Genomic DNA, 20,695 nt, shown 5'->3' with positions numbered 1-20,695 from the left:
CGTGCTGAGTCGCGCTGGGCGCGACCAGCCGCGCCGAAATCACCCGAAAGGAGGAACATGTTGCCCTGCGGGCCCACCGACACCCCGGACGACATCGACATCGACGCGCTGCGGGAGAAGTACGCGCAGGAGCGGGCGAAGCGCCTGCGCCCGGAAGGCTCCGGTCAATATCTGGAACTCACCGACCACTTCGCCGACTTCTCCGAGGTCGATCCCTACACGCCGGTCTCGGAGCGGGACCCGATCGTCGAGACCGCCGACGTCGTGATCCTCGGCGGAGGATTCGCCGGACTCCTGGCCGGGGCGTACCTGAAGAAGGCCGGTGTCGAGGGCGTGCGCGTCATCGAGATGGCCGGCGACTTCGGGGGCGTGTGGTACTGGAACCGCTTCCCCGGAATCCAGTGTGACAACGACGCGTACTGCTACATCCCGATGCTCGAGGAACTCGGCTTCATGCCGTCGAAGAAGTTCGCCGACGGCGCAGAGATCTTCGGACACTGCCGCAACATCGGCAAGCACTTCGGCCTCTACGACGGTGCGCTGTTCTCCACACAGGTGCGGGAACTGCAGTGGGACGACCGATCCGAACGCTGGCTGATCACCACCGACCGCGGTGACGAGATCCGGGCGCGGTTCGTCGTCATGGCGCAAGGCTCGTACAACCGCCCGAAGCTGCCCGGTATCCCCGGCATCAAGGACTTCGCGGGCCATGTGTTCCACTCCGCCCGCTGGGACTACGACTACACCGGCGGGAGCGCCGACGGTGGCCTGCACAAGCTCGCGGACAAACGCGTGGCGCTGGTCGGCACCGGGGCGACCGGCGTGCAGCTGGTTCCCCATCTGGGTCGAGATGCCCAACAGCTGTATGTGTTCCAGCGAACCCCGTCCTCGGTGGACGAGCGGGCGAACACCCCGACGGACCCGGCGTGGGCCGCCTCCCTGCAGCCGGGCTGGCAGGAGGAACGCAAGCGCAACTTCCACAACTGGTCCCCGTTCGTCGGCGTGGTCTTCGGCGAGCCGGACCTGGTGTGCGACTTCTGGACCGAACTGGGCCGCAACATGTCCGCGCGCATCGCGGCCAGCGAGGACCCCGCCTCGCTCGGCATCGAACAGATCATGGCGATCCGCGAAGAGGAAGACTTCAAGATCATGGAGCGGCTGCGCCGGCGCATCGACACCCTGGTCTCCGATCCCGGTACCGCCGAGGCGCTCAAGCCCTACTACCGATTCATGTGCAAGCGGCCGTGTTCGAGCGACAGCTATCTGTCGGCGTTCAATCGACCGAACGTCACGCTGGTCGACGTCGCCGAAAGCCGAGGGGTGGAGCGGCTGACAGAGAATGGGATCGTCGCCAACGGCATCGAATACGAGGTCGACTGCGTCATCTTCGCGAGCGGTTTCGAGATCTCCACCGAGATCAGCCGCCGGTACGCGATCGACAGCATCGCGGGCCGCGACGGACTGTCGCTCTTCGACTACTGGCACGACTCCTACAAGACCCTGCACGGGATGACCAGCCGCGGGTTCCCCAACCTGTTCTTCACCGGATTCATCCAGGGTGGGGTGTCGGCCAACACCACCGCGATGTTCGAGCAGCAGGCGGAGCACATCGCCTACATCATCGCCGAAGCCCAGAACCGGGGTGCGACCACCGTCGAGCCGAGTCAGGACGGGCAGGACGCCTGGGTCAGGACCGTCCGGGAACTGGCGATCGACAACTCCGCTTTCGAACTCACCTGCACGCCCGGCTATTACAACAACGAGGGCCGTGGCAGCGCAGAAGGCAACGGATCCTTCCTCGGGGACTTCTACGCACCCGGGTTCTACGCGTTCGACGACCTGTTGGCCCAGTGGCGGGCCGCCGGCACCCTCGAAGGCCTCGAACTCCGTGGCTGAGATGAGGTTCGACGGGCGCGTCGCGGTCGTGACCGGAGCGGGCCGCGGGCTGGGCCGCTCCTATGCGCTGCTGCTGGCCGCGCGCGGAGCCGCGGTCGTGGTCAACGACTCCGGCGCCGGCCTGGACGGCGAGGGCGCTGACGCCGCGCCCGCGCACCGGGTGGCCCACGAGATCACCGAGGCGGGCGGGCGCGCCGTCGCGAGCACCGACTCGGTTGCCACCCCGGAGGGCGGCCTGGCCGTCATCGACGCCGCGGTCCAACGCTTCGGCCGCATCGACATCCTGGTGCACAACGCGGGCATCGTGCGACGGGCACCCCTGCGGGACATGAGCTCCGACGACTTCGACGCCGTACTCGACGTGCACCTGCGCGGGGCGTTCCACGTGCTGCGACCCGCGTTCGGGCCGATGTGCGACGCCGGCTACGGCCGGATCGTGCTGACGTCGTCGATCGGCGGCCTCTACGGCAACCACGACGTCGCCAACTACGCCGCCGCCAAGGCGGGGATGCTCGGGCTGGCCGACGTCGCGGCGATCGAGGGCGCCGCCCACGGCGTCACGGCCAACGTCATCGTCCCGGGCGCCGTCACCCGGATGGCCGAGGGCATCGACACCGCAGCCTACCCACCGATGGGCGCGGACCTGGTGGCCCCCGTCGTCGGCTATCTCGCCCACGAAGCCTGCACTCTCAGTGGGGAGATCCTGGTGGCTCTCGCGGGCCGGGTCGCGGTGGCCACGATCACCGAATCGCCCGGTGTGCACCGGTCCTCCTGGACCGTCGAGGACGTCGCCGAGCAGTTGCCGCAGATCCGGGACATGTCCGCGCCGGTCCGGTTCCCGGTGCTGCCCGACGGGCACGCCGATCATCTGCGCCACAGCTTCGCGATGGCCGGACACGGAGCCACCCGTGCCTGACACCGGACCGCTGGCCGGGCTGCGCGTCGTCGATCTCACGGCGATGGTGATGGGTCCCTACTGCACGCAGATCATGGCCGACATGGGCGCCGAGGTGATCAAAGTCGAACCGCCGCAGGGAGACAACACGCGCTACATCTCCGTCGGCCCGGCACCCGGGATGAGCGGGGTGTTCGTCAACGTCAACCGCGGCAAGCGCAGCGTGGTGCTGGACCTGAGGGGTGACGACGGCCGGGCCGCGCTGAGGGCGCTGATCGAGCGTGCCGACGTGTTCATCCACTCCATGCGCGCCAAGGCGATCGCCGCCCTCGGGTTCGGCTACGACGACGTCGCCGCGATCAACCCCGCGATCGTGTACACCAACTGCTACGGCTACGGCAGGCGTGGCCCGCACCGCGACCGGCCGGCCTACGACGACACCATCCAGGCCGAATGCGGGCTGCCCGCGGTCCAGCAGCAACTCACCGGGGAAGCCGACTACGTCGGGACCATCATCGCCGACAAGGTGGCCGGCCTGACCGCCCTGTACGCGACGACGATGGCGCTGTTCCACCGTGAACGCACCGGGCAGGGGCAGGAAGTCGAGGTCGCCATGTACGAGACCATGGCGTCCTTCATGCTCGTCGAGCACGCCAACGGCGCCATGTTCCACCCCCCGCTCGGGCCCGCCGTGTACCCGCGCACCGTCGCACCCAACCGCAGGCCCTACCGCACGAAGGACGGTTACGTCGCGGCGCTGATCTACAACGACAAGCACTGGAACGCGTTCATCGGTGCCGTCCGCCCGGCCTGGGCCTCGGAGCTCTACGCGACACTCGAGACGCGGGCCCACCACATCGACACGGTCTACGGGCTGGTCGCCGAGACCATGGCCGAGCGCACCACCGCGGAGTGGCTCGCGTTGTTCGGTGAGCTGGAAATCCCTGCCGCGCCGCTGAACTCACCCGATGCCCTGTTCGACGATCCACACTTGAACGCGGTCGGGCTGTTCGAGACCGTCGACACCCCGCACGGTCCGGTGACGTTCCCCGGCGTGCCGACGTGGTTCTCCCGCACACCGGGGCGGGTCCGCGGCCCGGCGCCCGAACTGGGCGCCGACACCGCCGACGTGCTCGCCGAACTCGGGCTGACCGCGGGCGGGCCGCGCTGATGGACTTCGACATGGGTCCGCGTGCCGCAGCGCTGCGCACCGAGTTACGCGAGCTGGTGGGCGAGCACATCCCCGAGGACTTCCTCGGCGCGTTCACCGACGACCCCGCCGATCTCGAGACGGCGCAACGGTTCTGCCGGACACTGGCCGACCGCCGCCTGCTCTGCTCGGCCTGGCCGCCCGAGTTCGGCGGCGGGGGAGCGTCGGTGTGGGAGCAGACCGTGGTGCGGGAGGAGATGTGGGCACACCACGAACCTCGCGGTGCGCAGTACATGGGCGTCAACTGGGTGGGCCCGATCATCATGCGCCACGGCACGCCCGAGCAGCAGCGCCGGCACCTCCCGCCGATCGCGGCGGGCGAGGTGATCTGGTGCCAGGGGTTCTCCGAACCCGAGGCCGGGTCGGATCTGGCGTCGCTGCGCACCTCTGCCCGGCGTGCCGAGGACGGATCAGACGGGTGGCTGGTGAACGGCCAGAAGATCTGGACGTCCTACGCCACGATGGCGCAGTGGTGCTTCCTGCTGGCCCGCACCTCGCGAGCCGAGAAGAAGCAGCAGGGCCTGACGATCTTCCTGGTGCCGATGGACGATCCGGCGATCACGGTACGACCCCTCGACACCATGCTCGGGCCCCACCACCTCAACGAGGTGTTCTTCGACGATCTGCGGGTCACCGACGCCGACGTGCTCGGCGCCGTCGACGCCGGCTGGTCGATCGTCGCCGACGTGATGGCGTTCGAACGGGTCGGCATCGCCCGCTACGCCCGCTGCGAACGGCTGCTCGCGGCCGCGCCCGGCGTGCTCGGGGAGCGGTGGGACACCCTGCCCGACGAACTGCGCGGCCGCTGGGTCCGCATGCTGACCCACTGCCGGCGCGCGCGACTGCTGGCGTACCGGGTGGTCGAGGCGCAGAGCAGCGGCCGCGTGACGCCCGCCGACGCGGCGGCCTACCGGATCGCGGTCACGACGCTGGACCAGGACAGCGCCGAGGTTCTGATGGATATCGCCGCCGAGGTGTGCCACGGCGACAGCGGGGCCCGCTGGTTCCTCGGCGAGGTCGAGGACCATTGGCGCTACGCCCAGGCGGCCACGGTGTCGTCGGGAAGCATCGAGATGCAACGGATCCTGTTGTCGCGCGCGATACTTGGCGGTGCCACGAAGTGATCCTCGATCTCAGCGACGACGCTGTGGAATTCGGTCGGCAGGCTCGGCACGCCTTCGAATCCGCGGGCGGCGACCAGCTGGTCGCGCGAGCGGAGGCCGCGCCGCAGACGCGCGAGGCGCTGGTGGGCCCGGTGCTGGCGGCCCTCGGCGCGTGGGAGCTGGATCCCCGCAGCGACGCAGACGATCTCGAGGCCGCAGCAGCGTTGTGCCGCAGCGCCGGCTACTGGGCGCTGCCCTATCCGCTCGCCGAGCGGCTCTCGGCGCCGGCCGATCTCGACGTGGACGGACTGATCGTCGTCGGGGGTGCGCGCCCCGCCGGGGCGGTGGCGGGCGTCGAATCGCGCTGGGCCGCCGTCAGTGTCGACGGCGCGCGGTACCGTGTCACCGGCCTGGGGCCCCCGCAGCCGGGCTTCGTCGCCGAACTGGAACTCTCACCGCTCGACGAGGCGGGCGGCCGCGACGTCGCGCCGGGTCTGGTGCTGCCGTGCTGGACGTTGCTCGGCATGCTCGATCGCGCTGTCGAGCTGACCGTCGCCCACGTGACACTGCGCACCCAGTTCGGCCAATCGCTGGCCTCGTTCCAGGGTGTTCAGTTCCAGCTCACCGACGCCGAGGTGGAGCGCACGGGGCTCGACATCCTCGCCAAACACGCGCTGTGGAGCATCGCGACCGATCAGCCCGGTGCCATCGAAGATGCACTGGCCCTGCGGATGGCGGGGCTGGAAGCCGCCGACGTCGTGTTCCGGGTCTGCCACCAACTGCACGGCGCAGTCGGCTTCTGCGACGAGACCACGCTGTCGTGGCTGTCGCGGTACAGCCAGCCGCTGCGCCGGCTGCCGTTCGGGTTGTCGGGCACCCGTGACCATCTGACCCGGGCGGCCGGCCACCACGGGCTGGCGGGGTTGTTCGCATGAGCGGCCTCGATGGTTTCCGCGACGAGGTGCGCGCCTGGTGCCGCGAACACATTCCCACGGACTGGCGCGAGTCCCAGACCGGCGTCGACGACGCCGAATTCGTCCGCTTCCAGAAGGACTGGTTCGCCACGCTGCACCGCGCGGGCTATGCGGTGCCACACTGGCCGGCGGAGTGGGGCGGCGGGATGAGCGTGGCTCGACAGGTCGTGCTGTACCAGGAGCTGGCCGCCCACGATGCGCCTCGGCTGGTGCTCGCCTTCGTCGGCATCCATCACGCCGCGGCCACGCTGCTGGCAGCCGGCACCGAGGAGCAACGCCGACGCCACCTGCCGGCCATCCTCGACGGCGAGATCTGGGTGCAGGGGTTCTCCGAACCGGAAGCCGGATCCGACCTCGCGGCACTGCGCACCACCGCACGCAAGTGCGGTGACGAGTTCCTCGTCAGCGGTCAAAAGCTTTGGGCCAGTGGCGGTCTGCACGCCGACTGGTGTCTGCTGCTGGCCCGCACCGACCCGGATGCCCCCAAGCGGCACGGCATCTCGTACTTCCTGCTGGACATGACCAGCCCGGGTGTGGAGGTGCGGCCGATCCGCAACGCGATCGGTGACTCCCACTTCTGCGAGATCTTCCTCGACGACGTGCGGATACCGGCGGTGAACCTGATCGGTGCCGAGAACGCCGGCTGGCAGGTCGCGCAGGCCACGCTGGGTGCCGAGCGCGGGATGACGATGCTCGAACTGGCCGAGCGACTCGGCAATGCGGGATTCCGATGGCTGGTCGAATCCGCCCCGGCCGACGATCCGGTGGTCGCCGACCGCCTCGCGGAGTTCGACACCGAGATCACCGGGCTGCGGGCGCTGTGCCGGCGCCTCGTCGAACACGGCCCGAGCGGGCCCGCCGACGCGTCGATCGTCAAGCTGTACTACAGCGAGCTGCTGCAGCGGCTGACCGGCTTCGGGGCCGAGATCGGCGGTCTCGTGGCCCACACCGTGGTGGCCAAACCGCTGTCGAGCGGATGGGAATCCCGTTCGTGGGTGCTCGATTTCGTCGGCTCGTGGGAGTGGACCATCCCCGGCGGCACCAGCGAGATCCAGCGCACCATCATCGCCGAACGCGGTCTCGGTCTGCCTAGAGAGCCGAGCGTGGCGTGACGACGTCCTTCGCCGAACACCACGACGAGCTGCGCGCCGTGGCCGGTCAGCTGCTGGCCGGGGATGCGGTGCCGGACTGGCCTGCGCTCGTCGACGCCGGCTGGACCGGTCTGGAAGTGCCCGAGCACCTCGGTGGCGCCGGTGCGACCTTCGCCGAGACCGCGATCGTCTGCGAACAGATCGGACGGGCCGCCGCCGCCACCGACTTCCTCGGCGGTGCCGTGCTCGCCGCCGGTGTGCTGACAGCCCTCCCGCCGACCGACATCCGGGACCATCTGCTCGGCACGGTCGCCACCGGGCCGGGCCGGTTCGCCGTCGCCATCGGCGACTTCCGCCTCGACGACGGCGCGGTGTCGGGCCGCGCCGAGTTCGTCCCCGACGCCGTTGGTGCCGAACGGATTCTGATCCCCGTCACCGGCGGCGTCGCGGTTGTGGGCTCGGCGGACGTCGCCGTCACCGCGCAGCCCGTCGTCGACGAGACCCGACGCCTGGCCACCGTCACGGCCGATGCCGCCCGCCCCCACGCCGTCCTGTCCGGATCCCCCGGCCCGCTCCAGGACCGGGCCGCGGTCGCGGTCGCGTGTGACAGCGTCGGCATCGCCCAGCAGATGCTCTCGCGCACCGTCGATTTCGTGAAGGTGCGCCACCAGTTCGGCCGGCCCGTCGGCTCGTTCCAGGCGGTCAAGCACGCGTGCGCCGACATGCTCGTCGGCATCGAGGTGTCGCGGCAACTCGTGGGCGACGCGGTGGCCGCGATCGCCGACGGCGCCGACGCCGGTGTCGCGGCCGCGATGGCGAAATCCCACGCGTGCTCGACCGCCGTCGACGCCGCGGGCACGGCCATGCAGCTGCACGGCGGCATCGGCTACACCTGGGAGGCCGGCATCCACACCTACCTCAAACGCGCTGCACTGAACCGATCTCTGTTCGGATCGACTGCAGCACAACGACGTCGCATCGCACAGAGATATTCGAAAGGGACATGACCATGGGCGTACCGGTGTACAAACGCATTCTCGACCTGTTCGAGGCCGAGGGTGTCAACACGCTGTTCGGCATTCCCGACCCCAACTTCGTGCACCTGTTCACCGAGGCCGACGCACGCGGCTGGTCGGTCGTCGCGCCGCACCACGAACTGTCCGCCGGCTTCATGGCCGAGGCGGCGTCGCGCATGACCGGCGCGCCGGGACTGTGCATCGGCACACTCGGACCCGGCGTCGCCAACATCGCCGGAGCGATGATGTGCGCACTCGTCGAGAACTCGCCCGTCATCTTCCTCGGCGGCCAGCGGGCCCGCATCACCGAGCGCCGGGTGCGCCGCGGCCGGATCCAATTCGTGCAGCAGGAGCGGCTTTTCGCGCCGGCGGTCAAGTTCAGCAGCTCGATCGAGTACGCCGATCAGACCGACGAGATCATCCGCGAAGCCATCCGCCGCTCGCTGTCCGGGACGCCCGGCCCGTGCTACGTCGAATACCCGTCGCACGTCATCCTCGAGGAGCTCGACGTGCCGGACCCGTTGCCGCCGCATCGGTATCGCCTCGTCAACCAGGGGGCGGGCGAACGCGAGGTGGCCCGGGCCGCCACCCTGATCCGCGAGGCCACCAGCCCGATCCTGCTGGTGGGCCACGGCGTACACACCTCACGCACCCAGCAGCAGGTCAAAGAGCTCGCCGACCTGATGAACTGCCCGGTCATCCAGACCTCCGGCGGCACCTCGTTCATCCCCGGACTCGAGGACCGCACGTTCCCCTACCTGTTCTCCCCGGCCGCCAACCAGGCCGTCGAGGAATCCGACCTGTGCGTCGCGCTGGGCACCGAACTCGGCGAACCCATGCACTACGGCCGGACCCAGCACTGGGCCGCCAACGACGCCCACCGCACCTGGGTGTACGTCGAACAGGACCCGGCCGCCATCGGGGTCAACCGCCAGTTCGACGTCCCCCTGGTCGGCGATCTGCGCGGAGTCGTGCCGCAACTCGTCGACGCGCTCAAGGACACGCCGCGCACCCCGTCGGCCACCCTCGAGACGTTGATCCGCGACGACGCCGAAGAGCTCGGCCAGCTCGCCGAGAGCGCGCCCACCGGACGGACGCCGGTGCACCCCGCGCGGTTCGTCGTCGAAGCGACGAAGGCGTTTCCCGACGACGGCATCATGGTCCGCGACGGCGGGGCGACCGTCATCTTCGGCTGGACCTACTCGCAGGCCAAACCGCGGGACGTGATCTGGAATCAGAACTTCGGTCACCTCGGCACCGGCCTGCCGTACGCCATCGGCGCCTCGGTGGCCGACGGAGGCAGACGCCCGGTCATGCTGCTGACGAGCGATTCGGCGTTCCTGTTCCATATCGCCGAACTGGAGACCGCCGCCCGGCTGAATCTCCCGCTGGTGTGCGTGGTGGGCGTCGACCACCAGTGGGGGCTCGAGGTCGGCGTGTACAAACGCACCTTCGCGCAGCCGTCACCGCAACCCGGTGTGCACTGGAGCAAGGACGTCCGGATGGACAAGGTCGCGGAGGGCTTCGGCTGCCACGGCGAGTACGTCGAGAAGGAGGACGACATCGGACCGGCGATCGCCCGCGCCTACGCCAGCGGCAAGGTCGGCGTCGTGCACGTGTGCATCGACCCGAAGGCGAACTCCGAGGAGATGCCCAAGTACGACCGATTTCGGACCTGGTACGCCGAAGGCACCCAGTAGACACGGCCCTTGAGGGAGAGTGGAAACCATGCGCGAATATCTCCAGTTCTACATCGACGGGCAGTGGGTGGATCCCATCCGGCCCAACAGCCTCGACGTCGACGATCCGACCACCGAGGAGGTCTCCGGGCGGATCGCCCTGGGGTCCTCGGCCGACGTCGACGTCGCGGTCCAGGCGGCGCGCCGCGCGTTCGCGACGTGGTCGCAGACCACCCGCGAGCAACGGCTCGACGTGCTGTCGGCCATCCTGACCGAGTACCAGAATCGCGCGGGTGACCTCGCCGACGCCGTCCACGAGGAGATGGGTGCGCCGACCTCCCTGGCGGCGGGGCCTCAGGTGAACCTGGGGCTCGGGCATCTGTCCACCGCGATCGACGCACTGAAGAACTTCGAGTTCGAAGAGCAGCACGGCAGCACGCTGGTGGTGAAGGAACCGATCGGTGTGTGCGGCCTGATCACGCCGTGGAACTGGCCCATCAACCAGATCGCGTGCAAGGTGTTCCCGGCGTTGGCCACCGGCTGCACGATGGTGCTCAAACCGTCGGAGGTCGCGCCCTACTCGGCGCAGATCTTCACCGAGATCCTCGACGCCGCAGGCGTTCCCGCCGGGGTCTACAACCTCGTCTACGGCGACGGCCCGGGTGTCGGCGCGGCGCTGTCCAGCCACCCTGACATCGACATGGTGTCGTTCACCGGTTCGACCCGGGCGGGTGTCGACGTCGCCAAGAACGCCGCGGCCACGGTCAAGCGGGTCACCCAGGAACTCGGCGGCAAGAGCCCGAACATCGTGCTCGACGACGACGACTTCGCCAAGAGTGTCGCCGCCGGCACATCGGTGATGATGACGAACAGCGGGCAGAGCTGCAACGCCCCGTCGCGCATGCTGGTGCCCAACTCGAGGATGGACGAGGCGATCGCGGTCGCCCGGGAGACCGCGTCGGCCGTCAAGGTCGGCGATCCGAACGACAAGAAGGCCATCGGGCCGGTCGCGTCGCGGGCACAGTTCGAGAAGATCCAGGGGCTGCTGCAGAAGGGCATCGACGAGGGGGCCACGCTCGTCGTCGGCGGACCCGGCCGCCCGGACGGGATCGAGACCGGCTACTACGTCAAGCCGACCGTGTTCGCCAACGTCACCAACGACATGACGATCGCGCGCGAGGAGATCTTCGGCCCCGTGCTGTGCATCCTCGGCTACGACGACCTCGATCAGGCTCTCGAGATCGCCAACGACACCGATTACGGTCTGGCAGGCTATGTTTCGGGCGCCGATCTCGACCAGGCACGGTCGGTGGCGCGGCGTATCCGCGCCGGCTCCGTCGCGATCAACCACGGGTTCGACATGAACGCTCCGTTCGGCGGCTACAAGCGCAGCGGCAACGGCCGCGAGTGGGGCCAGTTCGGCTTCGACGAATACCTCGAGATCAAGGCCGCGCTGGGGTACGCCCCCGCCTGAGAGCGCCGAATGCACGGTTTCTGACGGATTTCGGCGGAATTCCGTCAGAAACCGTACGCTCGGCGCTGTGTCCAGCGAAAAGTACACCTACGGAATCGATTTCGACCGCATCGAGGCCGTCGACATCCACACCCATGTGGAGATCGACAGCCACGGGCACCGGGCCTACGACGACGTGTTGGTCGAGGCCACCGCCCGGTACTTCAAGATGCCGTCGGGAATCGTCGCGGCCGTGGACGCCGTCGCGGACCTCTACCGACGGCACAACACCGCCGCGGTGGTGTTCACCATCGACGCCCGGCACGGTATGCGGCACGCACCCAACTCGATCGAAGATCTGGTCGCGGGCGCGGCACGCAACAACGACGTGCTGATCCCGTTCGGCAGCGTCGATCCGTGGCAGGGCCGCCACGCCGTGCACCGCGTGCACGAACTCGTCCGCGATTTCGGGGTCAAGGGCTTCAAGTTCCATCCGAGCATGCAGGCCTTCGAACCCAATGACCGGTCGTACTACCCGATCTACCACGCCATCGCCGAGGCGGGCGTGCCGGCGCTGTTCCACACCGGTCAGACGGGCATGGGCGCGGGTCTGCCCGGCGGGCACGGCATCAAGCTGCGCTACTCCGACCCGATGCTGCTCGACGACGTCGCCGCCGACTTCCCGGAGCTGACGATCGTGATGGCGCACCCCGCCGTACCGTGGGTGGACGCGCAGATCGCGATCGCCGGCCACAAATCGAACGTCTACATCGACCTGTCCGGGTGGAGCCCCAAGTACTTCCCGCCGCAACTGGTCCACGCGATGACCCGTCAACTGCGCACCAAGGTGTTGTTCGGGACGGACTACCCCTACATCCAGATCGATCGGTGGCGCCGCGACTTCGACACCCTCGACGTCGACCCGGCCGTGCTGCCGCTGATCTACAAGCAGAACGCGCTGCGCGTCCTCGGCGTCACCGCCTGAGCCGACGGGTCAGGACTTCTTCTCGAGCGCATCCGGCTTGTGCACCGCGTCGCCGCCGCTCTTGTCGCTGACGACCCGGTACTGCGGCTCGTCCTTCGACGCCCGCACCGTCCGGCCGGCGGCCTCGGTGTCGGAGGTGATCTTCTCTTCGACGGTGCCCTCGGCAGTGCTGCCGTGGCTCTGCCAGGTGACCTTGTCACCCTTCGTGAATTCCTTGCTCATGGCCGACGAATACCCGGCGGCCCGGCGATGACTCTGACCGAAATCTGACGCGTCAGGCCTTGACGAGGGTGAACTGGCCGAGTTCGCTGACGCCCCGGTTGAAGAAGTCACTGCAGCCCACCAGGTACTTCATGTACCGCTGGTACACCTCTTCCGACGTGGCGGCCACCGCCTCGTCGTGGTGGGCTTCGAGCGCCTCGGCCCACGTGTCGAGGGTGCGGACGTAGTCGTGGTTCAGGAACTGCGTCTGCTCGACCGTGAACCCCGCCTGCGCCGACAACTCGACGATGTTCTCCTCGCCGGGCACCGATCCGCCCGGGAAGATCTCCTTGGCGATGAACCGCATGAACTTCAGGTCGGTCATCGTGATCGGGATCCCCATCTCGGGCCACTTCTTCAACGGGTGGCCGAGGATCGCCTGCAGCAACATCCGTCCACCGTCGGGCAGCACGCTGCTGCACATCTTGAAGAACGGCTCGTAGCGCTCCTGCGGGAACGCCTCGATCGCCTCGATGCTGATGATGCGGTCGACCGGCTCGTCGAACTGCTCCCAGCCGCGCAACAGGATCCGGCGCGAGCGCTCGGTGTCCATGCCGTCGAGCAGTTCCTGAGCGAACTTGCGCTGGTTACGACTGAGGGTCAGCCCGACGACGTTGACGTCGTAGCGCTCGATCGCGCGCTTGAGCACCGACCCCCAGCCGCATCCGATGTCGAGCAGCGTCATCCCCGGCTCGAGGTTCAGCTTGCCCAGCGCCAGATCGATCTTGGCCATCTGCGCCTCTTCGAGCGACATGTCGTCGCGCTCGTAGTAGGCACAGCTGTACGTCCGCGACGGGTCCTGGAACAAACCGAAGAAGTCGTCGGAGAGGTCGTAGTGCGCCTGCACCTCCTCGAAGTGGGGCGTCATGTCCTTGCCCGTCCCGGGCGGACCCACCGCACTCTCAGCCATTCCCCGACCGACCTCCATCCCACTCCGTCACGAACGTGCCCAAATTACTACACCGACGTCAATGCCTGCTTCTCACACGTGAACTGCGCGACGTCGGTGTAGCCGTCGCGGAACAGGTTGGCGCAGCCCTGCAAATACTTGAGGAAGCGCTCGTAGATCTCCTCGGACGTGATCTCGATGGCCTCGTCCTTCTTGTTCTCGAGGTTCGACGCCCACGTGTCGAGGGTCTTGACGTAGTGCGGCTGCAGGTGCTGCTCGCGGGTGATCGTGTAGCCGGCCTTCACCGCGTGATCGCGCACCATCGACGCCAGCGGCAAACGGCCACCGGGATAGATGTAATCCATGATGAACTTGATGAAGCGCACATTCGACATGGTCAGGGGCAGTCCCTTGGCCTTGATCTCTTCATCCTCGGGAATGATGATCGTGTGCAGCATCATCACGCCGTCCTCGGGCATCCAGCTGTACGTCTTCTTGAAGTAGTCGTCGTACTTGTTGAAACCGAAGTGCTCGAACGCGCCGATTGACACGATCCGGTCGACCTGACCCTCGAACTCCTCCCACGGCTGCAGCCGGACCTCCATGGACCGCTTGCTGGTGGAGTTGGCGAACCAGTGGTTCTCGATGTGCTCCTTCTGATTCTCCGACAGCGTCAGGCCGATGACGTTCACGTCGTACTTCTCCACGGCCCGCATGATGGTCGCGCCCCAGCCGCAGCCGATGTCGAGCAGCGTCATGCCGGGCTTGAGCCCGAGCTTGCCCAGCGACAGGTCGATCTTCGCCATCTGGGCCTGCTCGAGGGTGTAATCGTCCTTCTCGAAGTAGGCGCAGCTGTAGACCTGGTTCGGGTCCTGCCACAGCTTGAAGAAATCGTTGGAGATGTCGTAGTGGAACTGCACCTCCTGCTTGTCGGATCCGCGCGTGTCCGATGCGGACTTCGACAGCCACTTCGACTGGGCCGTCCCCTTCGGCTGCTCGGTTTCCGTGTTCGACATTCGCCCCATCCTTCTGCGGTCATCTCCGACCTGCTGACGAGCAGGCCGGCCTTCGGGTATTCACCTGCGGCGCACGGCGCGGGTACGCTGCTGACCCGCCCGGCCACGAGAACTGGCTTCGCCGACCATACCTTTCCTCGCCGCGCGACGGCAGGCGGCGTGCGGAGGAATTCGATCGGCCATCGGAGCGAGTTCGGGCGAGGATGGTCGGTATGCCCGGCTCGATGATCTATCTCAAGGCCTGTATCAACGGGGCGCGCACGCCCGACGAGCACCCCGCGCTGCCCGTGACCCCTGATCAGCTGGCTGCGGATGCGGTCGCGGCGCACGCCGCCGGCGCCAGGGCGGTGCACCTGCATCCGAAGAACGCCGACGGCGTCGATTCACTGCTGGCGCCCGACGTCGGGGCCGCGGTGGCCGCGGTACGGGACGCGGTGCCGGGGTTACCGCTCGGGGTCACCACCGGCTACTGGGCGCTTCCCGATGCGACGCAGCGACTGCGCGCGATCGACGGCTGGTCCGTGCTGCCCGACTTCGCGTCGGTGAACTGGCACGAACCCGGCTCGCCGGAGCTGGCCGAGCTGCTGCTCAGCCGCGGCATCGGCGTGGAGGCCGGCATCTTCCATGCCGAGGCCGCCCAGTCGTGGGCCGCATCCGGGGTGGCGGCGCACTGCCTGCGCGTGATGGTCGAACTCGGCGCCGACGGTGACGTGACCACCGCCGACGAGGTGCTCGCGCTGGCGTCCGAGGCCGACTCGCCGGCGCCGGTCCTGCTGCACGGGCTCGACGACAGCTGCTGGCCGCTGCTCCGGCATGCGGGCGTTCGGGGGCTGCAGGCGCGGATCGGGATGGAGGACACGCTGACGCTGCCCGACGGTTCCCGCGCCGACGGTAATGCGGCCCTGGTGTCGGCCGCGGTCGAGCTGCTCAGTCGGTAGGCGCGCCGAGCGCGAAGTCGGCGAAGTCGAAGCCCGGGACGACGACGCAGCTCACGAGACAGGGTTGGTCGTCACGCGGACGGGCGCGCTGCCAGTGACCGGGTGGCACCACGTACTGCGGGGTCTCTCCGGCCATGATGTCGGCGCCCAGCAGATGAGTGGTCGCGGTGTCCTGCTCGGCGCCGACCTCGAGCAGCAGCGGGCCGCCCGAGTGGTACAGCCAGAGCTCGGCGCTGCGCACGGTGTGCCACGCCGACTGCTGACCGGGCATGAGCAGGAAGAGGATCGCCGTGCCGGCGTCGCGGCTGCCCGAGTAATCCGGCGGCAGAGCGGACTCCGGCACCGTCAGGTCGCTGCGCCACGTCTCGGTGTACCAGCCCCCCTCGGGGTGCGGGGAAAGCTCCAGCCGACGCGCCCATTCGGGGAGATCGCTCATCGGCCCACCCTAGTAGTCTTTGCCCATGTCTCGCGCCCGTCCCGGCTGGCTGGTGGCGCTGTGTGCGCTGGTCGTGGCCGTGAGCGCCTGGTTGCCCTGGCTCACGTCGTCGGCCGACGGGGGCGGCCGGGCCAACGCGATCGGCGGCGTGGCGGGCGTGATGCCGGTCCCGCCGCCGGGCTTCGGTGTGGGTCAGCTGGTCGTGCTGTTGGCGGCGTCGCTGGTGGTGGCCGGCGCGATGGCGGCCCGCGACATCTCCGCCCGGATGGCTTCGACTGTCGCGCTGGCGATTTCGGTGATCCTGGTGGTTCTCGCCTTCTGGTACTACCGGCTCTACGTGTATCCACCGGTGTCGGCGGGCTACGGCCTCTACGTCGCCGGCGGGGTCGCGGTGGCCGCGGCGCTGCTGTCGGTGTGGACGATGCTGGCGGCGTGGACGCGATCGGTGCCGACCACCGGCAGGGTCCGGTGAGCGGCTTCGTCGAACCAGTCACGCTGGCGGGGGAGCGCTGGGTGACGCTGGAACCCCTGCGCGACGATCATCTCGCGGAGATCGAAGCGCTCGCGGCCGACGGCGAACTCGGGCGCCTCTGGTACACCGGTGCGCCGAAAGCCGGTGCGGCCGCGGACTGGCTGCGGACGCGATTGGCGGTGCAGACGCCCGAGACCGGGCTGACGTTCGTGGTGCGCGGCCTCGACGGCGCGATGATCGGCTCGTCGAGCTTCATGAACGTCGACGGCCCCAACCGCAGGCTCGAGATCGGGAACACCTGGTACTCCGCCGCGGCTCGGCGCACCGGCGTCAACTCCGAGACCAAACTGCTGATGCTGGGCCATGCCTTCGACGAGTTAGGTTGTGTCGCAGTGGAATTCCGGACCCATTTCTTCAATGCGACCAGCCGTGCGGCGATCGAACGGTTGGGCGCGAAGTGCGATGGCATCCTGCGCAGCCATCAGCTGCTGGCCGACGGCTCGCGGCGCGACACGGTGGTGTACTCGATCCTCGACATCGAGTGGCCCGCCGTGCGGTCCAACCTGCGATTCCGGTTGGACCGCAACGGCTGAGCGACCGGACCGCTCAGAGTCGGTGACTCCGGTACACGTCAGGCCTGCGGCGTGGCGCTCCGTTCGGCGGGTAGCGGGGCAGTGCTCGGGGCGGGCGCCTGCCCGGGTCCCGGCGCCTGCGCGCTGGGGCCACCCTGGGCCGGCGGTGGCGGAGGCGCCTGCCCGCCGGGGCCGGCGGGTCCCTGCGGACCGCCCGGGGGTGGCGGGGGAGGACCCTGACGATCGGGCCCACCCGGACCGCCGGGGCCGCCATCCGGACCGCGGCCCGGACCACCGGGGCCACCATCCGGACCGCGGCCCGGACCGCCGGGGCCTTCGGGACCGCCGGGTCCACCGGGGCCGCCCGGGCCTTCCGGCCCGCCGGGTCCGTGGTGCCGTCCCGGCCCGTCGGGACCCCAGCCGGGGCCACCGCCGGGTCCACCGGGACCGCCCGGCCCGTCGGGACCCCAGCCCGGTCCACCCGGCAGGGGCGGCGCCGGCTGCGCGACGGACGCGGTGCCGACCGACAGCGACATCGTCGGGTGGGCGTCGAACAGCGTGCCGCCGAGGAACCCGATCACCAGACCGGCCGCGGCGGCACCGACGGCCGCACCGACCGGGTGTCGTCGAGCGGGCTCCCGCACGGCCGCCCAGCGTCCCTTCTTCTCGTCGGCCGCCACCGGAGTGGCTGCGGGTGCGGCGTACTGGGGTTCCGCATAGTACGGCTGCGATGCGGGGATGCGATCGGTCTCGTGGATGTCGTCGGTGTTGTTATCGTCCACCGGATCGTGTTGCGGGCGTTCGTCGTTGGCCATGAGAACTCTTTCGTCGTCGGAACGTGAACCGATCGCGACGCTAGAGCGCGGTCATGAAGCCAACCTGAAGAACGCCGCCCGCAGCGAAGTCTTCAGATTGGCTTCAGGCGGCCCCGGCCAGAATGGACCCATGGCCGCACCCGCTGACACCGACCGCGCCCCGGCGCGCGTGCTCGTGGTCGAGGATTCCGTCGCCATCCGGGAGATGGTCGTCGACGCCCTCGCGTCCGCCGGGTACGCCGCCGAAGGCCGTGTCGACGGCGAGGCCCTCGAGCAGGCGCTCGACGGCTACCGGCCCGACCTCGTCATCCTGGACATCATGCTGCCCGGCCGCGACGGATTCGTCCTCGCCGACGTCATCCGGCAGTGGGGGGACGTCGGGCTGATCATGCTGACCGCCCGCGACGGCCTCCCCGACCGGCTGCGCGGCCTCGACGGCGGCGCCGACGACTACGTCGTCAAACCTTTCGAGTTGCCCGAGCTGGTGTCCCGCGTGGGCGCGGTCCTGCGTCGCCGGGGCCGCCTGCCCGCCACCGTGCAGACCGGTGACCTCGTCGTCGACCGCGGCGCCGGCGTCGCGTCGCGCGCCGGCACCCGGCTGGAGCTGACGGCCACCGAATTCCGGCTTCTCGACTTCCTGCTCGACCAGCGGGGGCGCATCGTCAGCGCCCACCAGATCCTGAACGCGGTGTGGGGGTACGCCTCCTACGACGACAACCTGGTCCACGTCCACATCAGCAGCCTGCGGCGCAAGATGGAAGCGCACGGACCGCGGATCCTGCACACCGTCCGCGGCATCGGCTACCGACTGCAGGCCCCGGCCCGGTGACCCCGACCACCGCGACGCCGTCGCTGCAGCGCCGGGTGGTGATCGCCGTGCTGGCCTTCCTCGCCGTCCTGCTCGTGGTGCTCGGCGTCGTCATCGACCTGCTGATCGGCGCCCAGGCCCGACGGGATCTCAACGACCGTCTGCAGGCCGGTGTCAGCCGGGTCGACGCCCTGGCCCGGGCGGGCGCGCCGCCGTGGCAGTGGGCCGCCGAGGTCGACGGAGGCGGCATCCGCGCAGCAGTCGTGACCGCCGACGGCGAGCGCTACGGCGACCCGGCGATCAACCCCGACACCGTGATCGGCCAGGACGTGCCCCCGCCGCCTCCGCCCGGCCCGCCGGGCCGCGACCGGGGTCCCGGACGGCCCGACGGACCGCGCCCGCCGCCACCGCCGGACGCCACCGCGACGGCCGTCGACCACGTTCTGCCCGACGGCAGCCGGCTGATCCTGGTGGCCGACACCACCGCGACGTCGGCCCTGCTGCGGCAACTGCGCATCCTCATGGTGGTCGCCGGGATCGCCGTGCTCGCCATCACCGCGGTGGGCATCGCGCTGATCGCCCGCACCACCATGCTGCCGCTGACCCGGCTGACCGACGTCGCCGAATCGATCGCCGCGGGCGACCGCGGCCGCCGCATGCGCCCCGACCGACCGGGCACCGAACTCGGCCGCGCGGCAAAGGCATTCGACACCATGGTCGACGCACTGGAGTACTCCGAGAACCGGGCGCACAGCTCGGCGCAGGCCGCCGCGCACGCCGAGGCGTCGACGCGCCGATTCCTCGCCGACGCCGCCCACGAGCTACGCACGCCCATCGCCGGGATCCTCGCCGCCGCAGACCAGATCGTCTCCTCTGCCGTGCAGCGCGACGACCCGGAGTCGGACCGGCAGCGACACCGCGCCGAACTCGTGCTCAGCGAGGCCCGCCGGGCCGGGCGGCTGGTTGCCGACATGCTCGACCTCAGCCGCATCGACGCCGGCTCGCCGCTCGATCGGCAACCCTGCGACCTGGCGGCTCTCGCCGATGCCGAGCGGGAGCGCAGCGCCGTCCTGGCCCCGGGGCTCAAGATCCGGCGTAGCGGCGACGCCATGCTGCCGGTGCTCGCGGATCCTCTGCGCATCGCGCAGATCCTGGCCAATCTCGTCGACAACGCCCGCCGTCACACGCCCGCGGGCGGGACCGTCGCGATCGATGCGCGCGCGGTCGGCGGACGCGCCGTCCTCACCGTCACCGACACGGGCACCGGGGTGCCCGACGGTCAGCGCGACCGCATCTTCGAACGGCTCGTCCGCCTCGACGAAGCCCGTGACCGCGATCGTGGCGGCGCCGGACTCGGCCTGCCCATCGCCCGGGCGTTGGCGCGGGCGCACGGGGGAGATCTCGTCAACGTGCCGCACCGGCCCGGGGCGCGGTTCGTGCTCACGCTGCCGCTGTGGCATCCGGCGGACTGATGCCGGCGGCGGGTGCGGCCCAACGGTGCGAATCCGGTTCAAGCACAACGACCGTGGCGATTCCCCGACAGTGCCACCAACGAACGTCTGGGCGCCGGCGAAGTGCAGTAGGCCGCTACTGACGCTCCCTGCGACGGCGGGTGTCAGGGTCGTCACCACACAGAACCGTTGTGAAGCGCGCGTCGTTGCCTGTGTCCGGTGCCGAGGTTCGCCGAGCGGTCCTGAAGCACCGATTCGTGAAGGGGACGACCATGAACCACGGTAGATACATCGGTCGTGTCGGGGGACTCGCAGTCGCTCTCGGCATCGGCACCGCGCTGCTCACGACGCCATGGGCGGCGTCTGCCACACCGGCCGATTCGCCGGGTGCAGCCGCCTCCGCGGGCCCCTCGGGGGAAAGTACCGGTGCTCCACCATCCAAGAGAGGCGCCGTATCGGCTTCACCGACATCCAGGCGGTCGACGGCGGAGAACTCCACCGGGTCCACGTCGCGGTCGTCGATCGCTCGGACGTCGCGTGCGTCCGGTGGGGATGACTCCGTCGAGCGGCGGGTGAAGCACGTCAGACTGACGATGCCCGACCTCGCGGTGCCGCGGCTGGACTCCGTATCCGCGGATCCAACGGCACCCTCTGACACAAGGGATGGACGAGACGTTGCTGAAGCGGCGGGGACCGCAGCACAGTCCGGCGACGGCGCACCTGGCCCGGTGAGCC

20 protein-coding genes are annotated in these 20,695 nt (G+C 69.5%); 15 read left to right on the top strand and 5 right to left on the bottom strand.

The window, feature by feature from the left end; genetic code table 11:
* Positions 1-57 precede the first annotated feature (57 nt).
* The 10 genes from MCHLDSM_RS32765 to MCHLDSM_RS32720 all read left to right on the top strand — a co-directional run bounded on the left by MCHLDSM_RS32765 (position 58) and on the right by MCHLDSM_RS32720 (position 12,302).
* The gene (locus MCHLDSM_RS32765) at positions 58-1,896 is read left to right on the top strand and encodes a flavin-containing monooxygenase (protein WP_048473854.1); all 1,839 of its coding nucleotides are present in this window, start codon (positions 58-60) and stop codon (positions 1,894-1,896) included.
* Positions 1,889-2,812, top strand: a complete 924-nt coding sequence (locus MCHLDSM_RS32760; protein WP_048473853.1) for an SDR family NAD(P)-dependent oxidoreductase — start codon at positions 1,889-1,891, stop codon at positions 2,810-2,812. The genes MCHLDSM_RS32765 and MCHLDSM_RS32760 overlap by 8 nt, the downstream gene beginning before the upstream one ends.
* A gap of 10 nt (positions 2,813-2,822) precedes the next feature.
* Positions 2,823-3,962, top strand: a complete 1,140-nt coding sequence (locus MCHLDSM_RS32755) for a CaiB/BaiF CoA transferase family protein (RefSeq protein ID WP_048474179.1) — start codon at positions 2,823-2,825, stop codon at positions 3,960-3,962.
* Entirely contained in the window at positions 3,962-5,125 is a 1,164-nt protein-coding gene (locus MCHLDSM_RS32750) for an acyl-CoA dehydrogenase family protein (protein ID WP_048473852.1), read from the top strand. Before MCHLDSM_RS32755 ends, MCHLDSM_RS32750 begins: the two co-directional genes overlap by 1 nt.
* Positions 5,122-6,039, top strand: a complete 918-nt coding sequence (locus MCHLDSM_RS32745) for an acyl-CoA dehydrogenase family protein (protein ID WP_048473851.1) — start codon at positions 5,122-5,124, stop codon at positions 6,037-6,039. Before MCHLDSM_RS32750 ends, MCHLDSM_RS32745 begins: the two co-directional genes overlap by 4 nt.
* Positions 6,036-7,190 (top strand): acyl-CoA dehydrogenase family protein, encoded by a 1,155-nt coding sequence (locus MCHLDSM_RS32740; RefSeq protein WP_048473850.1) that lies wholly within the window; start codon positions 6,036-6,038, stop codon positions 7,188-7,190. The genes MCHLDSM_RS32745 and MCHLDSM_RS32740 overlap by 4 nt, the downstream gene beginning before the upstream one ends.
* On the top strand, positions 7,187-8,176 hold the full coding sequence (locus MCHLDSM_RS32735) for an acyl-CoA dehydrogenase family protein (RefSeq protein WP_048473849.1): 990 nt from the start codon (positions 7,187-7,189) through the stop codon (positions 8,174-8,176). The genes MCHLDSM_RS32740 and MCHLDSM_RS32735 overlap by 4 nt, the downstream gene beginning before the upstream one ends.
* Before the next feature lie 2 nt (positions 8,177-8,178).
* On the top strand, positions 8,179-9,885 hold the full coding sequence (locus tag MCHLDSM_RS32730) for a thiamine pyrophosphate-binding protein (protein WP_048474178.1): 1,707 nt from the start codon (positions 8,179-8,181) through the stop codon (positions 9,883-9,885).
* 28 nt (positions 9,886-9,913) lie between these two features.
* On the top strand, positions 9,914-11,338 hold the full coding sequence (locus MCHLDSM_RS32725; protein WP_048474177.1) for an aldehyde dehydrogenase family protein: 1,425 nt from the start codon (positions 9,914-9,916) through the stop codon (positions 11,336-11,338).
* A 67-nt stretch (positions 11,339-11,405) separates the two neighbouring features.
* On the top strand, positions 11,406-12,302 hold the full coding sequence (locus tag MCHLDSM_RS32720; RefSeq protein ID WP_048473848.1) for an amidohydrolase family protein: 897 nt from the start codon (positions 11,406-11,408) through the stop codon (positions 12,300-12,302).
* Between the two features lie 9 nt (positions 12,303-12,311).
* Here the strand turns inward: MCHLDSM_RS32720 and MCHLDSM_RS32715 are convergent, their stop codons facing one another.
* From MCHLDSM_RS32715 to MCHLDSM_RS32705, 3 genes are read right to left on the bottom strand one after another with little or no spacing between them, the layout of a single operon-like run.
* Positions 12,312-12,524, bottom strand: a complete 213-nt coding sequence (locus MCHLDSM_RS32715; RefSeq protein ID WP_048473847.1) for a hypervirulence associated TUDOR domain-containing protein — start codon at positions 12,522-12,524, stop codon at positions 12,312-12,314.
* 52 nt (positions 12,525-12,576) lie between these two features.
* Positions 12,577-13,473 carry a cyclopropane mycolic acid synthase family methyltransferase gene (locus MCHLDSM_RS32710; RefSeq protein WP_048473846.1) on the bottom strand — a complete coding sequence of 299 codons (897 nt, stop codon included), beginning with the start codon at positions 13,471-13,473 and terminating at the stop codon, positions 12,577-12,579.
* A gap of 47 nt (positions 13,474-13,520) precedes the next feature.
* A complete protein-coding gene (locus MCHLDSM_RS32705) occupies positions 13,521-14,468 on the bottom strand; it encodes a cyclopropane mycolic acid synthase family methyltransferase (RefSeq protein ID WP_048473845.1) in 948 nt (315 codons plus the stop codon).
* 212 nt (positions 14,469-14,680) lie between these two features.
* On the opposite strand from MCHLDSM_RS32705, the gene MCHLDSM_RS32700 reads away from it, so the two are divergent.
* Complete coding sequence (locus tag MCHLDSM_RS32700) at positions 14,681-15,406, top strand: 3-keto-5-aminohexanoate cleavage protein (RefSeq protein ID WP_048474176.1); 726 nt, start codon at positions 14,681-14,683, stop codon at positions 15,404-15,406.
* Here the strand turns inward: MCHLDSM_RS32700 and MCHLDSM_RS32695 are convergent.
* Positions 15,396-15,842 (bottom strand): cupin domain-containing protein, encoded by a 447-nt coding sequence (locus MCHLDSM_RS32695; RefSeq protein ID WP_048473844.1) that lies wholly within the window; start codon positions 15,840-15,842, stop codon positions 15,396-15,398. The genes MCHLDSM_RS32700 and MCHLDSM_RS32695 overlap by 11 nt on opposite strands.
* Positions 15,843-15,867: 25 nt before the next feature.
* Between MCHLDSM_RS32695 and MCHLDSM_RS32690 the strand changes: the two genes are divergently transcribed.
* Together MCHLDSM_RS32690 and MCHLDSM_RS32685 are read left to right on the top strand one after the other, a co-directional pair.
* Complete coding sequence (locus MCHLDSM_RS32690) at positions 15,868-16,314, top strand: hypothetical protein (RefSeq protein ID WP_048419665.1); 447 nt, start codon at positions 15,868-15,870, stop codon at positions 16,312-16,314.
* The gene (locus MCHLDSM_RS32685) at positions 16,311-16,907 is read left to right on the top strand and encodes a GNAT family N-acetyltransferase (protein ID WP_048474175.1); all 597 of its coding nucleotides are present in this window, start codon (positions 16,311-16,313) and stop codon (positions 16,905-16,907) included. Before MCHLDSM_RS32690 ends, MCHLDSM_RS32685 begins: the two co-directional genes overlap by 4 nt.
* Positions 16,908-16,945: 38 nt before the next feature.
* Here the strand turns inward: MCHLDSM_RS32685 and MCHLDSM_RS38845 are convergent, their stop codons facing one another.
* Positions 16,946-17,701, bottom strand: coding sequence for a hypothetical protein (locus MCHLDSM_RS38845; RefSeq protein ID WP_053083150.1), 756 nt, complete (start codon positions 17,699-17,701; stop codon positions 16,946-16,948).
* 130 nt (positions 17,702-17,831) lie between these two features.
* Here MCHLDSM_RS38845 and MCHLDSM_RS32675 point away from each other — a divergent pair, with 130 nt between their 5' ends.
* Entirely contained in the window at positions 17,832-18,530 is a 699-nt protein-coding gene (locus MCHLDSM_RS32675) for a response regulator transcription factor (protein WP_048473843.1), read from the top strand.
* The gene (locus MCHLDSM_RS32670; protein WP_048473842.1) at positions 18,527-19,981 is read left to right on the top strand and encodes a HAMP domain-containing sensor histidine kinase; all 1,455 of its coding nucleotides are present in this window, start codon (positions 18,527-18,529) and stop codon (positions 19,979-19,981) included. The genes MCHLDSM_RS32675 and MCHLDSM_RS32670 overlap by 4 nt, the downstream gene beginning before the upstream one ends.
* The last annotated feature ends 714 nt before the right edge of the window (positions 19,982-20,695 follow it).

This window comes from Mycolicibacterium chlorophenolicum (assembly GCF_001044235.1).
GTDB classification, from domain to species: domain Bacteria; phylum Actinomycetota; class Actinomycetes; order Mycobacteriales; family Mycobacteriaceae; genus Mycobacterium; species Mycobacterium chlorophenolicum.
This window is presented reverse-complemented; position numbering and strand designations above follow the sequence as displayed.

What these genes read in the sequence shown, in the direction of transcription:
- MCHLDSM_RS32765 (WP_048473854.1), top strand. Translation starts at nt 58, where the DNA reads ATGTTGCCCTGCGGGCCCACCGACACCCCGGACGACATCGACATCGAC.
- MCHLDSM_RS32750 (WP_048473852.1), top strand. Translation starts at nt 3,962, where the DNA reads ATGGACTTCGACATGGGTCCGCGTGCCGCAGCGCTGCGCACCGAGTTA.
- MCHLDSM_RS32740 (WP_048473850.1), top strand. Translation starts at nt 6,036, where the DNA reads ATGAGCGGCCTCGATGGTTTCCGCGACGAGGTGCGCGCCTGGTGCCGC.
- MCHLDSM_RS32730 (WP_048474178.1), top strand. Translation starts at nt 8,179, where the DNA reads ATGGGCGTACCGGTGTACAAACGCATTCTCGACCTGTTCGAGGCCGAG.
- MCHLDSM_RS32725 (WP_048474177.1), top strand. Translation starts at nt 9,914, where the DNA reads ATGCGCGAATATCTCCAGTTCTACATCGACGGGCAGTGGGTGGATCCC.
- MCHLDSM_RS32715 (WP_048473847.1), bottom strand. Translation starts at nt 12,524, where the DNA reads ATGAGCAAGGAATTCACGAAGGGTGACAAGGTCACCTGGCAGAGCCAC.
- MCHLDSM_RS32710 (WP_048473846.1), bottom strand. Translation starts at nt 13,473, where the DNA reads ATGGCTGAGAGTGCGGTGGGTCCGCCCGGGACGGGCAAGGACATGACG.
- MCHLDSM_RS32705 (WP_048473845.1), bottom strand. Translation starts at nt 14,468, where the DNA reads ATGTCGAACACGGAAACCGAGCAGCCGAAGGGGACGGCCCAGTCGAAG.
- MCHLDSM_RS32700 (WP_048474176.1), top strand. Translation starts at nt 14,681, where the DNA reads ATGCCCGGCTCGATGATCTATCTCAAGGCCTGTATCAACGGGGCGCGC.
- MCHLDSM_RS32695 (WP_048473844.1), bottom strand. Translation starts at nt 15,842, where the DNA reads ATGAGCGATCTCCCCGAATGGGCGCGTCGGCTGGAGCTTTCCCCGCAC.
- MCHLDSM_RS32690 (WP_048419665.1), top strand. Translation starts at nt 15,868, where the DNA reads ATGTCTCGCGCCCGTCCCGGCTGGCTGGTGGCGCTGTGTGCGCTGGTC.
- MCHLDSM_RS38845 (WP_053083150.1), bottom strand. Translation starts at nt 17,701, where the DNA reads ATGGCCAACGACGAACGCCCGCAACACGATCCGGTGGACGATAACAAC.
- MCHLDSM_RS32675 (WP_048473843.1), top strand. Translation starts at nt 17,832, where the DNA reads ATGGCCGCACCCGCTGACACCGACCGCGCCCCGGCGCGCGTGCTCGTG.